This window comes from Pseudomonas syringae, assembly GCF_021606685.1.
GTDB classification, from domain to species: Bacteria; Pseudomonadota; Gammaproteobacteria; order Pseudomonadales; family Pseudomonadaceae; genus Aquipseudomonas; species Aquipseudomonas syringae_R.
Map to the genome: position 1 here is coordinate 1 of NZ_WKCB01000111.1, position 15,433 is coordinate 15,433.

The window sequence follows — 15,433 nt, forward strand, 5'->3', positions numbered from 1 at the left end:
GGCCTGGGGCAAAACGAAGCGGGTGGTCAGCAAGTTTTCCTGCAGGGCTTCGGCCACGGGCAGGAAGTCGTAGCGATCGGCACCCAGGCCATGCAACCAGATAACGCAGGCGTCTGCGGGCTTGGCGGGCTGAAGAATCAAGGGTTCGGTCATGTCTGCTCCAAATATGTGCGTGCGCTCCGATTGGGTGCGTCGGAACGGTGCGTGGCGAGTGGATCTGTTAAGTAGATGTCGCAAGGTTGAATCTTTTGCTCTTGACCATGGGCTGAAACGGCTCAGCCGTGACTCTGGTACGGCGCTTGCTATGCATAACGCGATGTCAGGTCTCTCTTACGGCGGTAACACTATCAGTGACTGCCGCGTGTGGGATAGCAACTGGACTTATAGCGACAGCCTCAAACCGTTTGACCCTAAAAAAAGCCAACACGGGTCAAGGTCGCCTCAAAAGGGTGCGGTGGGGTTCGAGCTCCGACACAACAAGAGCAAAACTGGAGGTTTGAATGAAGGTATTGAAATCCACCCTGGCCATCGTTTGCGCGGCGGCTGTACTGGGTGTCAGCGGTTTCGCCCAAGCTGGCGCCACCCTGGACGCCGTGCAGAAAAAAGGCTTCGTGCAATGTGGCGTGAGTGACGGTCTGCCGGGTTTCTCGGTGCCGGATGCCAGCGGCAAGATCCTCGGGATCGACGCTGACGTTTGCCGCGCTGTAGCTGCTGCTGTGTTCGGTGATGCAACCAAGGTCAAATTCAGCCAGTTGAACGCCAAGGAGCGTTTCACCGCGCTGCAGTCCGGCGAAGTCGACATCCTGTCCCGCAACACCACCATGACCAGCTCTCGCGATGCGGGCATGGGCCTGAAATTCCCAGGCTTCATCACTTACTACGATGGCATCGGCTTCCTGGTAAACAACAAGCTGGGCGTTAAAAGTGCCAAGGAACTGGACGGTGCAACCATCTGCATCCAGGCCGGTACCACCACTGAGCTGAACGTTTCCGATTACTTCCGTGGCAATAACCTGAAGTACACCCCGATCACTTTCGACACCTCCGATGAAAGCGCCAAGTCGCTGGAATCCGGTCGTTGCGACGTGCTGACTTCCGACAAGTCCCAACTGTTCGCCCAGCGCAGCAAGCTGGCCGCGCCGAAAGACTACGTGGTTCTGCCGGAAACCATTTCCAAAGAACCGTTGGGCCCGGTCGTGCGTAACGGCGACGACGAGTGGCTGGCCATCGTGCGCTGGGTTGGCTACGCCATGCTCAACGCTGAAGAAGCCGGTATCACCTCCAAAAACGTCGAAGCTGAAGCCAAGTCCACCAAGAACCCGGACGTTGCGCGTCTGCTCGGTGCTGACGGCGAATACGGCAAAGACCTGAAAGTGAAGAAAGACTGGGTTGTACAGATCGTCAAGCAAGTCGGTAACTACGGTGAAGTGTTCGAGCGCAACCTGGGCAAAAGCACCCCGCTGGAAATCGACCGTGGCCTGAACGCGCTGTGGAACGCCGGCGGCATTCAATACGCACCACCTGTGCGCTGATCGCTGATGGTTCTGTCACCCGGTGGGCCAACCACCGGGTGATGTTCTGTTCCATTATTTCCGGGGCACTTCATGCAAAATCAAATCGGCGCACCAAAGCAGAAGCTCAGCTTCAGCGATCCCAAAGTGCGTGCGTGGCTCTTCCAGATCATCACGATTGTGGCGGTGATCTCGCTGGGCTGGTACCTCTTCAACAATACCCAGACCAACCTTCAACACCGGGGCATTACCTCGGGTTTCGACTTTCTTGAGCGCAGTGCCGGCTTCGGCATCGCGCAGCACCTGATCGACTACACCGAATCGGACAGCTATGCCCGGGTGTTTGTGATCGGCTTGCTCAACACCTTGCTGGTGACGTTTATCGGCGTGATCCTGGCGACGCTGCTCGGGTTCATCATCGGCGTGGCGCGGCTGTCGCCGAACTGGATGATCAACAAGCTGGCGACTGTGTATGTGGAAGTGTTCCGCAACATTCCACCGTTGCTGCAGATCCTGTTCTGGTATTTCGCGGTATTCCTGACCATGCCCGGGCCGCGTAACAGCCACAACTTCGGCGATACCTTCTTTGTCAGCAGCCGGGGCCTGAACATGCCGGCCGCGTTGGCGGCTGACGGTTTCTGGCCGTTTGTGGTGAGCATTGTCGTGGCCATCGTGGCAACCGTGCTGATGGCGCGTTGGGCCAACAAGCGCTTTGAAGCGACCGGTGTACCGTTCCATAAGTTCTGGGCGGGCCTGGCGCTGTTCATCGTGATCCCGGCGTTGTGCACCCTGGTCTTCGGCGCGCCGCTGCACTGGGAAATGCCCAAGCTGCAAGGCTTCAACTTTGTCGGCGGCTGGGTATTGATCCCTGAACTGCTCGCGTTGACGCTGGCGCTTACCGTCTATACGGCAGCGTTTATCGCCGAGATCGTGCGGTCGGGCATCAAGTCCGTCAGCCACGGCCAGACCGAAGCCGCGCGCTCCCTGGGCCTGCGCCCTGGGCCGACGCTGCGCAAGGTCATCATCCCGCAGGCCCTGCGGGTGATCATTCCGCCGCTGACCAGCCAATACCTGAACCTGGCGAAAAACTCGTCGTTGGCCGCCGGTATCGGTTACCCGGAAATGGTTTCGCTGTTTGCCGGCACGGTGCTCAACCAGACCGGCCAGGCCATCGAAGTCATTGCCATCACCATGAGCGTGTACCTGGCGATCAGCATCAGCATTTCCCTGCTGATGAACTGGTACAACAAGCGCATTGCGCTGATCGAGCGGTGAGGAAACGCACATGAGTTCGCATACTTTCAAACCTGATATGCCGCCGCCGAACAAAGTGTTCGGGCCGATGGCATGGATGCGCGCCAACCTGTTTTCCAGTTGGCTCAACACGCTGTTGACGCTGCTGGCGTTCTACCTGGTCTATCTGGTGGTGCCGCCGATCCTGCATTGGGCGATCCTGGACGCCAACTGGGTCGGCACCACGCGCGCCGATTGCACCAAGGAAGGCGCCTGCTGGGTCTTCATCCAACAGCGCTTCGGGCAGTTCATGTACGGCTACTACCCCGGCGACCTGCGCTGGCGCGTGGACCTGACCGTGTGGCTGGCCATCGTCGGTGTGGCGCCGTTGTTCATCTCGCGTTTCAAGCGCAAGGCGATCTACGGCCTGAGTTTCCTGGTGCTGTACCCGATCATTGCGTTCTGCCTGCTACACGGCGGGGTGTTCGGCCTGGCCAACGTGGCCACCAGCCAATGGGGCGGCTTGATGCTGACCCTGGTGATCGCCACCGTCGGCATCGCCGGCGCCTTGCCGCTGGGTATCCTGCTGGCGCTGGGACGGCGTTCGAACATGCCGGCGATTCGTGTGGTCTGCGTGACCTTCATCGAGTTCTGGCGCGGCGTACCGTTGATCACCGTGCTGTTCATGTCTTCGGTGATGTTGCCGTTGTTCCTGCCTGAAGGCATGGGCATCGACAAGCTGCTGCGCGCGTTGATCGGCGTGATCCTGTTCCAGTCGGCCTACGTGGCCGAAGTGGTACGCGGCGGTCTGCAAGCAATTCCGAAGGGGCAGTACGAAGCGGCCGCGGCGATGGGCCTGGGTTACTGGCGCAGCATGGGCCTGGTGATTCTGCCGCAAGCCCTGAAGCTGGTGATCCCGGGTATCGTCAACACGTTTATTGCGCTGTTCAAGGACACCAGCCTGGTGATCATCATCGGCCTGTTCGACCTGCTCAACAGCGTCAAGCAAGCTGCCGCCGACCCTAAATGGCTGGGCATGGCCACTGAAGGCTATGTGTTTGCAGCCCTGGTGTTCTGGATTTTCTGTTTTGGTATGTCGCGCTATTCCATTCATTTGGAACACAAGCTCGACACAGGCCACAAGCGTTAGGAGTTGATGTTATGAGCGAAGCGATCAAACAGCCTGTGAGCCCTGAAGGCATTATCCAGATGCAGGGCGTCAACAAGTGGTACGGCCAGTTCCATGTGTTGAAAGACATCAACCTCAACGTCAAGCAAGGCGAGCGTATCGTGCTGTGCGGCCCGTCGGGTTCGGGCAAGTCCACCACCATCCGCTGCCTCAACCGTCTGGAAGAGCACCAGCAGGGCCGCATCGTGGTGGATGGCGTGGAACTGACCAACGACCTCAAGCAGATCGAAGCGATCCGCCGTGAAGTCGGCATGGTGTTCCAGCACTTCAACCTGTTCCCGCACCTGACCATCCTGCAGAACTGCACGCTGGCACCGATGTGGGTGCGCAAGATGCCCAAGCGCAAGGCCGAAGAAATTGCCATGCACTATCTTGAGCGCGTGCGCATTCCAGAGCAGGCTCACAAGTTTCCGGGGCAACTGTCCGGCGGCCAGCAACAGCGTGTGGCGATTGCCCGCGCGCTGTGCATGAAGCCGAAAATCATGCTGTTCGACGAACCGACCTCGGCGCTGGACCCGGAAATGGTCAAGGAAGTACTCGACACCATGATCGGCCTGGCCGAAGACGGCATGACCATGTTGTGCGTGACCCACGAAATGGGCTTCGCGCGCACCGTGGCCAACCGCGTGATCTTCATGGACAAGGGCGAGATCGTTGAGCAAGCGGCGCCGAACGACTTCTTCGACAACCCGCAGAATGATCGGACCAAGTTGTTCTTGAGCCAGATTCTGCATTGATCGATGTTTGAACAAATAAACCCGGCCTGGTGCCGGGTTTATTTTTGCCTGTCTAGGAGGCTTTCAGGGCTTCCTGCGTTTCGTTGTTGGTGGTGTAACTGAAAGCGTTGCGCAGGTCTGCACCTTCGGCCAGTTCTCTGGCGTCGGTGAGCAAGTGGGGGTAACGATCCAGTAGACGCAGCAATACCATCAGCGGTTTGGGCGGCGTTATTTCGCCGCGTTCGTAGCGTGAGAATGCGTTGTGCCCGCCACCGGAGAGCAATTGCACGGTTTCTTTTTGCGTGAGGTGCAGCTTGCGGCGGATACGCTTCAGTTCGGCACCCATCATCCCTCGGGCGGCGTGGAGCAGATCATCGCTTGCCTTGGCATGGCGGTCGCAGCTGTCGGGGTCATACATGCCGTCCTCGCAGACCTGGCATTCCCACCCCGAAAGATCATCAATGCGCCGCTCCATACCTTTTATACGCAGGGTTTCGCTGCGGCCTTCAAAGCGTGTCATGGCGTCGGGGGCGCCACAGATACAGCACTGTTGCGTTTTCATGGGTTCATCCCTTTGAAGGAGATCACCGGTGGGTTACTACCTGAGCAGTAAGTGACCTTGATGTAAATCTCCAGACCGTGTGAATGGATGTGGTAAACGTCATGCCAGACCCGGTGATCGGCATAAGTGGTCATCGACTTGTACAACATCCTTTTTTGCAGTTCGAAAACGACCGCTTGCATTTCAGCGAGATCAAGGTCGAGAGCCCCTGCGGTTTTCTTTGCCGCACGTGTGAAAGCCTTAGCACCAAGCCGTCGCACATCCGCCTTTATCGTCGCCAGATCGTAATGAGGTGTGTACTTTTCCATAAGACACCTGAGTTCAATAATTACCCTCTGAGGGTAATTTTACCAATCGAAAATACTGCTCCTTTCCCTGCCTAAGAACCCTAGTGCCTTGCCCTTGTAGGCAACTCCGAATAGGCTGTGGGAAAATTCATCCTATGATTGGACGAAAGTGAAAAATCCATGACAGACATCGCCCCCCTGATCAAACGCTCTCTGGTCGATCAGGCCCTGGAGCAACTGCGCTGGCGTATTGCCGAGGGTAAATGGGCCGTTGGCGAACGCTTGCCCACCGAGCCCGAGTTGTCCGCCGAGCTGGGCATCAGTCGTAATACCGTGCGCGAGGCCATGCGGGTGCTGGCGTTCTCGGGTTTGATCGAAATCCGCCAGGGCGACGGCAGTTACCTGCGCTCAATCACCGACCCACTGGGCGCAATGCGGGCGTTGTCGCACTGCACGCTCGAGCAGGCGCAAGAGACGCGGCAGATTCTCGAAGTGGAGGCCATCGGCCTCGCCGCGCTGCGCCGTACCGAGGAAGACCTCCAAGGTTTGCACGAAGCCCTCAAGGCCAGCGCCGCGCTTTACCACGGTGACCTGGAGGCCTATATCAGCGCCGACCTGGTGTTCCACACACGCCTGGTGAATGCTGCGCGCAACCCGGCATTGAGCGAGCTGTATCAATACTTCTCCGCCATCGTCGCCGCCCAATTGCGCCAGACCCTGAACATTTCACCGCGTCGACAAGCCGTGTTCGACCTGCATGTCGCGCTGCTCGACGCCGTCGAACACCAGGACCCGGAACGCGCCAAATCCCTCTGCCGGCAGTTGATCAATGAACCATGAAGCCAAGCGCACACCTGAACTCGAACAACTGCTGATCGACGCGGAGGCCGATGACGACGCCGTGCAGCAGGCGCACCCGACGGTGAGCCGCCCGTGGCTGTTGCTGCTGGGCCTGATCCTGGTAGCACTTAACCTGCGCCCGGCGCTGTCGAGCATGTCGCCGTTGCTGGCCGACGTTTCCAGCAGCCTGGGCTTGTCGGCGGCCAAGGCCGGCTTGCTGACCACGTTGCCGGTGTTGTGCCTGGGCCTGTTCGCCCCCACGGCGCCGATCCTGGCCCGACGTTTTGGCGCCGAGCGAGTGGTGCTGGGAATCTTGCTGACGTTGGCCGCCGGCATCATCCTGCGCAGTTCGTTCGGCGAGGTGGGGTTGTTCGCCGGCAGCCTGATCGCCGGCGCGAGTATCGGCATCATCGGCGTATTGCTGCCGGGCATCGTCAAGCGCGACTTCGCCAAGCAGGCGGGCACCATGACCGGTGTCTACACCATGGCCTTGTGTTTGGGCGCCGCGTTGGCGGCAGGGGCCACCGTGCCGCTGAGCCACTACTTTGGCGATAGCTGGCCCGTCGGCCTTGGCTTCTGGATTCTGCCGGCGCTGGTGGCGGCGTTGTTCTGGCTGCCCCAGGTCGGCCAGAAGCACGGTGCCCATCACGTCGCTTACCGGGTCAGGGGCTTGCTGCGTGACCCACTGGCCTGGCAGGTGACGGTGTACATGGGCCTGCAATCGTCCCTGGCCTACATCGTGTTCGGCTGGTTGCCGTCGATCCTGATCGGGCGTGGCCTGACGGCGACCCAAGCCGGGTTGGCGTTGTCCGGCTCGATCATCGTGCAATTGTTCAGCTCGCTGGCCGCGCCCTGGCTGGCCACGCGGGGCAAAGACCAGCGCCTGGCGATTGTGGTGGTGATGCTGCTGACCCTCGGCGGCCTGTTCGGCTGCCTGTATGCGCCGCTCGACGGCTTGTGGGGCTGGGCGATTCTGTTGGGCCTGGGCCAGGGCGGTACGTTCAGCCTGGCGCTGACCTTGATCGTGCTGCGCTCGCGCGATTCCCATGTGGCAGCCAACCTGTCGAGCATGGCCCAGGGCATCGGCTACACCCTGGCGTCCATGGGCCCGTTCGCCGTCGGCCTGGTGCATGACTGGACCGGCGGCTGGAGTGCAATCGGCTGGATCTTCGCGGTGATCGGCGTCGGCGCGATCATCGCGGGGTGGGGCGCGGGGCGCGCGCGGTATGTGGCCGTCACCAGCGAGAAGGTCTAGAGATACAACACTTCCATTGTGCTGGAACCGTCGATATGCACGTCACCGCGCAGGTCCAGGTTCTTGGTGGCCACGATGATCGTGTCGACCCTGATCGTGCTGCTCAGGCTCTGAAACGCCACCGGTCCGCTGGTGCTGCCGGCGGTGTCGGTGAAGCCCAGAAAGCTGCGTGAACCGATGTCGATAGGGTTGCTGTTGGCGGTACGCCAGGCGATGCCGCCGGAGGTCGACTCGGTGCCGTAGACCTGAGGCAGGGCGTCTATCACCGTCTGCTTGGGGTCGAAGCTCAGGGAAAACAGGCCGATCTTGTTGCCGCTCGGGTCGAGCCCTAGCCCGTAGTAGATTTCGCTGTTGACGTTGGCGGTGCCGTCACGGTTGTCGCCCATGCGCAGGGCGTAACGGCTCGGGGCCTCGCAGTTGATGGTCACGGTGAGGTAACGCACGGGCAGCCGTGTGCCGCGATCGGCGTTCAAGTCCTGTTGGGAAATCTTGCCGTAATCGATCAGCCCGCTGCTCGACAGCGCAGGGGTGCAGGCGCTGGGCGTGAGCAGGCCGGTGAGGGTGAGGTCGGTACTGGACGCCGCCATGGCGCTGGCGCTGAGGCCCATCAGGGTCAGCATTGCGAGGGAAAGCTGGCGTAGGTTCATGGCCATACTCCTTGATCAGAGGTAGATGATTTCAATCGTGCCCGAACCATCGAGCACGACGTCTGTGCGCAGGTCCAGGCTGTTCATGGGCGACAGAACCGCGCGTACGCTGATCTGCCCGCTCAAGTTCTGGATTGCCGTGGGGCCGGCATGGCTGCCGGGTGTTGCGGTGAAGCCCAGCAGGCTGTTGCTGCCGATGGGAATGGGGTAGGCGCTGGAGCTGCTCCAGGCCACGCCACCGGTGGTGGAGTCGGTGCGATAGACCTGGGGCAGGGCATCGGCGCGCAAGTCGAAAGGGTCGAAATACAGGAAGTAGCGGCCGATTTTATTGCGACTGTCATCCACCCCCAGGCCGTAGGCGGTTTCGTCGGTGCCGCCGGTGGCCGAACCTTTGCGGTTGTCTTGCATGCGCAACGCAAAGTGGGTCGGGCCGTCGCAGCCGATGTTCAGCATCAAGTTGCGCGAGGCCAGGCCGGTTTCCTTGTCGGCGCTCAGGCTTTTGGCCCACATGCGGCCAAAATCGACAATACCGCCGTTGGACAGGTTGGCTTCGCAGGCCGCGGGGGCGAAGCCTGCCTGCAAGGACAGCTCACGCGCGCGGCCCGTAGCGACGGCGTCGATCAGCCCAGTGGCCTCCCAGGTCACGGCGTCGCGCACTTGCGTGGCGTCGGCCTGGGCCCAGGCGTTCACCTGCAGCTGCGCCGAAAAACTGCTGCCGGTGGTCGGCAGGCCATCGCGCAACGGCACGATGGCGTGATCGGCTCGCCAGTCGAGCGTCTTGCCGCGTGCGGTTGGCGCCTGGCCTGGCCCGGTGATCAGGCGCAGTTCCACGGCCTGGCCGTCGAGTACCGCCTCGCTGACTTGCACGCGGTAGCTGCCGCGCTCGGTAAAGCGATAACGCTCGGCGGTAGCCGCCAACGCCCGATAGAACACCTGCAGGTCGGTGGGTGCCTTGCAGTTCAGGTTCAGGCTCAGGCGGCGCTCACCCAGCTCGATCTCGGCGCGCGGGTTACGCTGGACCGCGCGGTTCATCACGCCGAAATCCAGGCGCGTCTGGCTCAGGTTAAGCTGGCAGTCATCGGCATATGCCTGGCCTTGGGCGGTGGCGGCCAGGGCCAATCCCAACAGTAATAATCGCTTCATCAGAGGGGTCCTCATGGCGTCACACAGCGCGCCGGGGCGGTTTCGAAATACACCTGCGGGTCGGCTTCTTCCGCGAGGTCGACCTGCAGCTCACAACGCTTCATGCCCTCGGCCTTGACCCACAAGCGGCGCGGGTCCATGACGTTCGGCAGGAACACCTGGCTGCCTTCCTGCACCAGGGTCACGAACTCGCCCTCGGCGGTGCTTACGGTGGCGCCACGCGGCAGCGGCGTGCCGTGGTCGGTGGTCACCGTGAGCAAGGCGCGACGGGTCAGCGCCACGCCGAACTCCACGCGGTCCACCGCGCCGCGCCCGGCGGTAATCACCGCAAGCCCATTGCTGATGTCGGCATTGCGCGGCAGCGACTGGGTTTGCACTTCCACCGCACTGCGGCCGTAGGCGGATACCTGCGGCACCACCGCTTGGCCCAGGCCATCGGTCCATACCGGGCCGCTTGGGGTGGTGAGCTTGACCCCGGACATGTCGCCCACGGACACCAGGGCGAAGGTATCGCGCACCGGGTACGGCGAGAACGTCACCCCGCTGCCGTGCGCCACCACTGCCCCGCGCGCACCGCCCTGGTAGCTTGCGCGTTCGGCGTCCGAGCGGCTGTAGTTGAGGTCCAGTTGCGCGTAGCGCGGCAAGTAGGACACGCCCAGGGTGGACTCCACTTGCTGGTCGCGGCTGTCGTGCTCGGCGCTGACCCGGTAACTGAGTTGATCGTTGATTTGCTCGTTCACCCCCAGGCCGATCCGGTGCTCGCCACCGGAGTTACGCACCCAGGCACGGCCGCGACGGTTTTCGCCGAGGGGGACGCTGAGGTTCAGGTACACCGCGTTCTCGTCATTCTGGCGGCCGCTGACCTGCCACTCGGCGCTGGCCGACAGCGATACACCGCGCACGCTGGTGCCCCATGACGCCAGGGCGCGGCTGCTGTTTTCACCATTGAACGTGGTGGTGCGCGACACCCCGGCGTTGAACGCCCCCAGCCACGGGTGGGCCCAGCCCAGCGTTAAACTCTGCTGGTCGCGGTAGCGGGTGCGCCGACCCTCGTCGTCGCGCGCATCGTAGTAGGCGGCGTCTTCCAGTTCTCGGTAGCCCATGGTTCGGTGGGAGGCGCCGGCCGTGATCGACCATTCCTGGCCCAGGCGTTGAGACAACGTCAGGTCGGTTTGCACCCCGCGTTCCCCTTGGCGCTGGGCATCGGCAATCTGGGTCGACAGCTGCAGTTGGCCGTCGGGCCACGGCAGCAGGCCCAGGCTGGCGCCCGTGGCGCGGTAATCCTCAGCGAGCAGCCCACCGGCCCCCACGCTCAGGCGAGGGTTCAACGCACCACTCCAACCGGCGCTGACCACCCACGGGTCGTCACCCCGGGTATCGCCGATATTGCGCACCCGCCCGGCCCCCACCGAGTAACCCGCTGCCGGCAGGCCAATGCCGAGCATGGCGGCCGGCACGGTGAAACGCCGTTCTTCGCCGCTGCTTTCCTTGACGGTGACTTCGACGTCGGCGCGGGTGTTCAGGCGCCGTACGTCAGTCAGCGAGAACGGCCCGGCAGGTACCACGGTGGAGTGAATCAGCGCGCCGTTCTGGCGCACTTCAACCTGGGCCGGGCTGTTGGCGATGCCGTTGATGGTCGAGCCTTGTTCCTGGTCCTGCAGCGCCTGTTCGGTGAACACCTGCATGCCGGTGATCTGCGCCGAAGACAGCACCGGGTTGTAGAGGCTGATCTGCCCGGCCTGCAACACCGCCTGCTGCGCGGCGAACGTGCGCTGGGCGTAGGCTTCCAGGTGCGTGGTGCGCGAGCGCGAATCCTGCCAGGTCTGCACCTGGCGGCTGCGCACGATCCAGTCGCCGGCGTTGAAGCCCACCTCGGTATTGGCTGAGCCGAAGCGGCTGGAGTCGTCGCCATAACGGTTGTACAAACCGGTGAGGTCGTAGTTGAGCAGACCGGCAAAACCACCGGTTTCATAACCCGACAGCTCGCGTTGCCGGGGGCGCAGGGCATTGGTAGGCACCACCAGGTTGATGCTCAGGCTGGCGGGGTCTTGCTCCACCACGGTTTGCGGGTATTCGCCGAGGAAATCATGGCAGCCGCTGGCGCCCAGCGGTGGCGGTACCACCAGGTCGGCGGCGTCCAGCAGCGGTCGGTCGAAGCACAGCGCACCCTGGGCGTCGACCTGCGCATCAATGCGGCCACGGCGCTGGCCATTGACCGTCAGGCTCACGGCGTGGCGCCCGCTGGCATAGCGTGGCGTGTCGAGCAACAGGTAGGCCAGTTCCGGATCAATGCCGCGCTGGTGCAGGGTTTTCGCATCGAAGGTATCTGCCCCCGCCTCAATCGACAGCAGGGCCAGGGTCAGCGGCAGCGCAGCCTTGAGCAGGACGGGGCGCGTTGGATAATCGGGCACGGCTTCGCCGGCCGGGTCAGTGGTTACTGTGTTCACGTAAGGCACTCAAGTTATGGAGGTCAGCAACGGGTGGCTGGCTTCCCGGTGACAGTCACAGGGCTGTCACTTCGTTATTCAGCGTTAGCTGCGGTTATCGGTGCTTCATAGGCGGCGACGGCAAAGCCGTAGACGGTGGCCGGTTGCAGGCGTACGGCCGTGCCGCTGTGGGGGGTGCTGAGCCGCAAGGTTTCGCCGGGTAACACGTAGGTACGCGGCAGTACCAGGCCGTGTTTGCCCGGCAGCAGTTGCAGCTCTTGCGCCAGGCGCACCACGTAAGGCGTGGGGTTGGCGATGTTCAGGTGACCATCGTTGAGTGACCAGGTGAGCCCGGTCCAGGGCGTGCGGTTGGGCGCCAGGCCCTTGGGGTGAATGATCACGGGCAGGTTCTGTCGCACGGTCACGCCGACCCGTGCGTGTCCGGCTTGCTGGGCATCGCGGTCCTTGGGCATGCCTTCGAAGATCACCCGCTTCAGGCGTTGGGTTTGCAGCGGCGTACGGTTCTGCAGAATGAACCGCACCAGCTGGCTTTTGTGCGCCTCGACCCGGGCCAGGGGCGGGGTGACAAACAGCAAGGACTCGCCGTCCTCCGGGATGTTTTCGAGGGTGACGTGCAGCAGCGCCAGCTTGCCGTCGGTGTTGGTGACCGACACCGAGGCTTCGCCATCGGCCTCGTTGACGATCACCACCGAGGTGTCGGGCACCATGCCGTCGGCGTACACCTGAGCGCTCAGCAGCCAGCCCAGGGCCAGCAAGGTTGGATAGGTCTTCATGACGCAGCTCCTAAAATGATCACAGGGCTTAGAGGTAACGCAGGTCCAGCACCAATGAACCGTCGAGGGGCACGTCCTGCTTGAGGGTCAGGCGGTTCGCCGGGTTGATGATGGTCTGTGCGCGGATTCGGGTATTCAGGGTGACGATGGGTTCGGGAAACGGTCGTCCGGGGCGGGCAAAGCCCATCAGGGTCCTGGGGTAAATGGCCGGTTGAGGGGACCAGCCGCCGCCTTGGGAGCTGGACGCAAGAGACTGCATGACTTGGCCGTCCCCTTGCGCGGTTTCGAACGCCAGGCCCACGGAGCCCAACTGTTCGGTGGGCACGTTGGGGTTTGTGCCCAGGCCGTAGGTGATCTCCGGTGCGGTGGACGAATCCTCGCGGCTGTCCAGGCCGATCAGGGCAAACAGCATGGGACCGCTGCAGACAATTTCCACCTCCAGCCATTGGCTGGGCAGGGGAGTGGGCGCTTCCTGGTTTAAGGTATGGGCGGGGATGGTGCCGTGGTCGATCACGCCGCTGCCGGACAGCGCGATAGTGCAGGAGCTGGGGGTGACCAGGCCCGAGACGGTCATGTCAGTCGCGCTGCGGGCAAACACGCTAGAGCCGGTGTTGAGCAATAACAGCGCCGCGCACAGGCGTAGGGTTCTGTTCATCATTCGGTCTTCAATGTGTTTGGTGCGAATAAGGCGCCTCGCCGCGAACGGCGAGGCTACGGTTTTACAGGTACTTCACTTCGAACGTGGCCGAGCCGTCGATGGGGTGTTCGTCGCTCAGGTCCAGGCTGTCGGCGCGGGCGATACGCCCGTAGACCAGCATATCGGTGGTCATTTGCTGAATGGGTACTGGCGACCAGATACCTGCGGTTCGATTGCCGAATGCCCCCAGTGAGCTGGGCGCCAGTGCCGCATCGCCCGAGTCGAACCAGGTCGCGCCGTTATCCATCGACTCCAGCACGGTGACGGCCACGGAGTCGGCAACCGCGTTCATCAGGACTACGTCATAGCTACCGAGTTTTTGTCCGCCATTGATCAGCCCCAGCCCGTAGGTGCCTGAAGCGTTAGACCCCGCGCGGTTATCACTGCCTTTGACCGCGAACAGCGTGCTCCCCTCGCAACTGATGCTCAGTTGCAGCGTCGCGAGCGGTAGAGGTGTGGGGGTGGTGAGGTTCAAATCCTTGGCGGAAATCTTGCCGTAGTCGACCACTCCGGCGCCGGACAGGCTAGGGGTGCAGGCATTCGGGGTGATGATGCCTTTGACAGTCAGGTCGACGGTTGACGCCGCCAGGGCAGAGGCGCTGCTGCTGAGCAGCAGCGCGGTGGCCAGGGCATTGAGCGTAAGTTTCATGGGGCACACGTTTCCTTTCGAGTGGGGCCGGTTAAAAGAGGGTTACAGGTACTTCATTTGTACGGTGGCGTAGCCGTCCAGCGGCACCTCTTCCAGTACGGTCAGCCGGTCGGAGGCATCGATCATGGTGTAAAGGCGTAGATCGGCAGTGAAGTGCCTTACCGCGATGGGCGAGTTGCCGGTGGTCGCAGGGATAATCGCTGTCAGCAGGTTGTGGCCGAGGAACACTGACGGTATCCAGGTGGCCCCGCCATCGCTGGAAGTTGCGGTGCGTACGGCAACGCCGTCGGCCATCTTGTTGTAGAGGCCAAATCCCACGCTGCCGAGTTTCTCGTTGCCGGGGGTCAAGCCCAGGCCGTGCCAGTTCGAGTTGACCGCTGCAGTACCGGCCCGGTTATCAATGGTGCTCAGCGCCAGGAAAGTGGGCGCTTCACACAGGATTTCCAGTTGCAGGGTCTGCGGTGTCAGCGAGGTCGGCCGGTCTGCACTGAGCTCCTTGGCCGTCATCTTTCCGTAATCCACCACACCTCCGCCGGAGATTGAAGGGGCACAGGCATTGGGCGTGATGGTGCCGATAACGGCGAAGTCGGTGCTGCTGTCGGCCAGCACGGAGGGGGCCAGCAGTACAGCGGCGAGAAAAACAGCGGGTGAGGAATTCATGGGTGAACGGCACCTTTGGTTGCAGAGTCGATGGCGTATGCGCGGTTACAGGTAAAGCACTTCGAGCGTGGCGGAACCGTCGATAGTGACTTCGTTGCTCAGGTCCAGGCCGTCGGTGCGGTTGATGAAGCCGTTGTAATTGACCTCGGTGACCAGCTCCCGGGTCGGGCGAGGCGTGCTGACATCTGCCAGGGTGGCTACGGAGAGCATGAGGCCGTGTTCGAAGGAGTCGAACCTCTCCCAGGTAGTGCCATTGTCGAAGGAGGCAATGGCCTGCACGACTTCGCCATCGGCTACCGGAGGGTTGGCGAATGAGCCCAGGTTCAAGTTGTAGAAACCCAATTTCTGCGTGCCATTGATAAACCCCAGGCCGAAGGAGCTGCCTGACCCCGAGCCGAAACGGTTATCCGTTGCCTTGATGGCGAAAAGCACGGGCGCATCGCAGGTCACGGTCATTTGCAGGCTGACGGCTGGCAATGGCGTAGTCCTGTCGGTGTTGAGGTCCTTGGCCGACATCTTGCCGTGGTCGATGACCCCGCCACCGGACAGGCCAGGGGTGCAGGCATTCGGGGTGATGATGCCCTTGACGGTCAGGTCCACGGTGCTGGCGGCGAACGCAGGGGCGGTACCTGTGATCAGCAGGGCGCTGGCAACGGCGATAAGGTGCTTGTTCATGCTGTGTCGTCTCGGTGTTGGGTCAACTGACGGGTGCGCGTCGCCGCAGCGCATTAAAGAGGCGCGGTTGGGCGTTGGGTCAGTTCGGATAGTGGGCCGCCAGGTGAGTTGGCGGGCTGCCCCGTTTGGGGTGGGGCGCAATTTAGCGC

At 62.2% G+C, this 15,433-nt stretch carries 16 protein-coding genes and 1 pseudogene; 6 read left to right on the forward strand and 11 right to left on the reverse strand.

Annotation, left to right across the window (positions count from 1 at the left end; genetic code table 11):
• Positions 1–153 (reverse strand): annotated as a pseudogene (locus GIW02_RS25450) (alpha/beta hydrolase); the annotation flags it as partial.
• A gap of 347 nt (positions 154–500) precedes the next feature.
• Here GIW02_RS25450 and GIW02_RS25455 point away from each other — a divergent pair.
• The 4 genes from GIW02_RS25455 to GIW02_RS25470 all read left to right on the forward strand — a co-directional run bounded on the left by GIW02_RS25455 (position 501) and on the right by GIW02_RS25470 (position 4,670).
• Complete coding sequence (locus GIW02_RS25455) at positions 501–1,532, forward strand: amino acid ABC transporter substrate-binding protein (protein ID WP_090409190.1); 1,032 nt, start codon at positions 501–503, stop codon at positions 1,530–1,532.
• Positions 1,533–1,604: 72 nt separating this feature from the next.
• On the forward strand, positions 1,605–2,786 hold the full coding sequence (locus GIW02_RS25460; protein ID WP_236422169.1) for an amino acid ABC transporter permease: 1,182 nt from the start codon (positions 1,605–1,607) through the stop codon (positions 2,784–2,786).
• A 10-nt stretch (positions 2,787–2,796) separates the two neighbouring features.
• A complete protein-coding gene (locus GIW02_RS25465) occupies positions 2,797–3,894 on the forward strand; it encodes an amino acid ABC transporter permease (RefSeq protein ID WP_236417967.1) in 1,098 nt (365 codons plus the stop codon).
• A gap of 11 nt (positions 3,895–3,905) precedes the next feature.
• Positions 3,906–4,670 carry an amino acid ABC transporter ATP-binding protein gene (locus GIW02_RS25470; protein ID WP_003171943.1) on the forward strand — a complete coding sequence of 255 codons (765 nt, stop codon included), beginning with the start codon at positions 3,906–3,908 and terminating at the stop codon, positions 4,668–4,670.
• Positions 4,671–4,722: 52 nt separating this feature from the next.
• Here GIW02_RS25470 and GIW02_RS25475 read toward each other — a convergent pair whose 3' ends face one another.
• Positions 4,723–5,211, reverse strand: coding sequence for a type II toxin-antitoxin system MqsA family antitoxin (locus tag GIW02_RS25475; RefSeq protein WP_236417966.1), 489 nt, complete (start codon positions 5,209–5,211; stop codon positions 4,723–4,725).
• A complete protein-coding gene (locus GIW02_RS25480) occupies positions 5,208–5,519 on the reverse strand; it encodes a type II toxin-antitoxin system MqsR family toxin (RefSeq protein WP_236417964.1) in 312 nt (103 codons plus the stop codon). The genes GIW02_RS25475 and GIW02_RS25480 overlap by 4 nt, the downstream gene beginning before the upstream one ends.
• Before the next feature lie 159 nt (positions 5,520–5,678).
• Here GIW02_RS25480 and GIW02_RS25485 point away from each other — a divergent pair, with 159 nt between their 5' ends.
• Positions 5,679–6,338, forward strand: coding sequence for a FadR/GntR family transcriptional regulator (locus GIW02_RS25485; RefSeq protein ID WP_236417962.1), 660 nt, complete (start codon positions 5,679–5,681; stop codon positions 6,336–6,338).
• On the forward strand, positions 6,328–7,593 hold the full coding sequence (locus tag GIW02_RS25490; RefSeq protein ID WP_236417960.1) for a CynX/NimT family MFS transporter: 1,266 nt from the start codon (positions 6,328–6,330) through the stop codon (positions 7,591–7,593). Before GIW02_RS25485 ends, GIW02_RS25490 begins: the two co-directional genes overlap by 11 nt.
• On the opposite strand, the gene GIW02_RS25495 is transcribed toward GIW02_RS25490, so the two are convergent.
• The 8 genes from GIW02_RS25495 to GIW02_RS25530 form a co-directional block, all read right to left on the reverse strand.
• On the reverse strand, positions 7,590–8,240 hold the full coding sequence (locus GIW02_RS25495) for a DUF1120 domain-containing protein (protein ID WP_236417959.1): 651 nt from the start codon (positions 8,238–8,240) through the stop codon (positions 7,590–7,592). The genes GIW02_RS25490 and GIW02_RS25495 overlap by 4 nt on opposite strands.
• A 15-nt stretch (positions 8,241–8,255) precedes the next feature.
• Positions 8,256–9,383 carry a DUF1120 domain-containing protein gene (locus GIW02_RS25500; RefSeq protein ID WP_236417957.1) on the reverse strand — a complete coding sequence of 376 codons (1,128 nt, stop codon included), beginning with the start codon at positions 9,381–9,383 and terminating at the stop codon, positions 8,256–8,258.
• A gap of 11 nt (positions 9,384–9,394) precedes the next feature.
• Positions 9,395–11,830, reverse strand: coding sequence for a fimbria/pilus outer membrane usher protein (locus GIW02_RS25505; RefSeq protein ID WP_456361674.1), 2,436 nt, complete (start codon positions 11,828–11,830; stop codon positions 9,395–9,397).
• Between the two features lie 74 nt (positions 11,831–11,904).
• Positions 11,905–12,603, reverse strand: a complete 699-nt coding sequence (locus GIW02_RS25510) for a fimbria/pilus chaperone family protein (protein ID WP_236417955.1) — start codon at positions 12,601–12,603, stop codon at positions 11,905–11,907.
• A gap of 28 nt (positions 12,604–12,631) precedes the next feature.
• Entirely contained in the window at positions 12,632–13,258 is a 627-nt protein-coding gene (locus tag GIW02_RS25515; RefSeq protein ID WP_236417952.1) for a DUF1120 domain-containing protein, read from the reverse strand.
• Between the two features lie 64 nt (positions 13,259–13,322).
• On the reverse strand, positions 13,323–13,949 hold the full coding sequence (locus GIW02_RS25520) for a DUF1120 domain-containing protein (RefSeq protein ID WP_236417950.1): 627 nt from the start codon (positions 13,947–13,949) through the stop codon (positions 13,323–13,325).
• Between the two features lie 42 nt (positions 13,950–13,991).
• Positions 13,992–14,609 (reverse strand): DUF1120 domain-containing protein, encoded by a 618-nt coding sequence (locus GIW02_RS25525; protein ID WP_236417948.1) that lies wholly within the window; start codon positions 14,607–14,609, stop codon positions 13,992–13,994.
• Between the two features lie 45 nt (positions 14,610–14,654).
• Positions 14,655–15,284: a DUF1120 domain-containing protein gene (locus GIW02_RS25530; protein ID WP_236417946.1), complete on the reverse strand. Its 630-nt coding sequence runs from the start codon at positions 15,282–15,284 to the stop codon at positions 14,655–14,657.
• Positions 15,285–15,433: the final 149 nt, after the last annotated feature.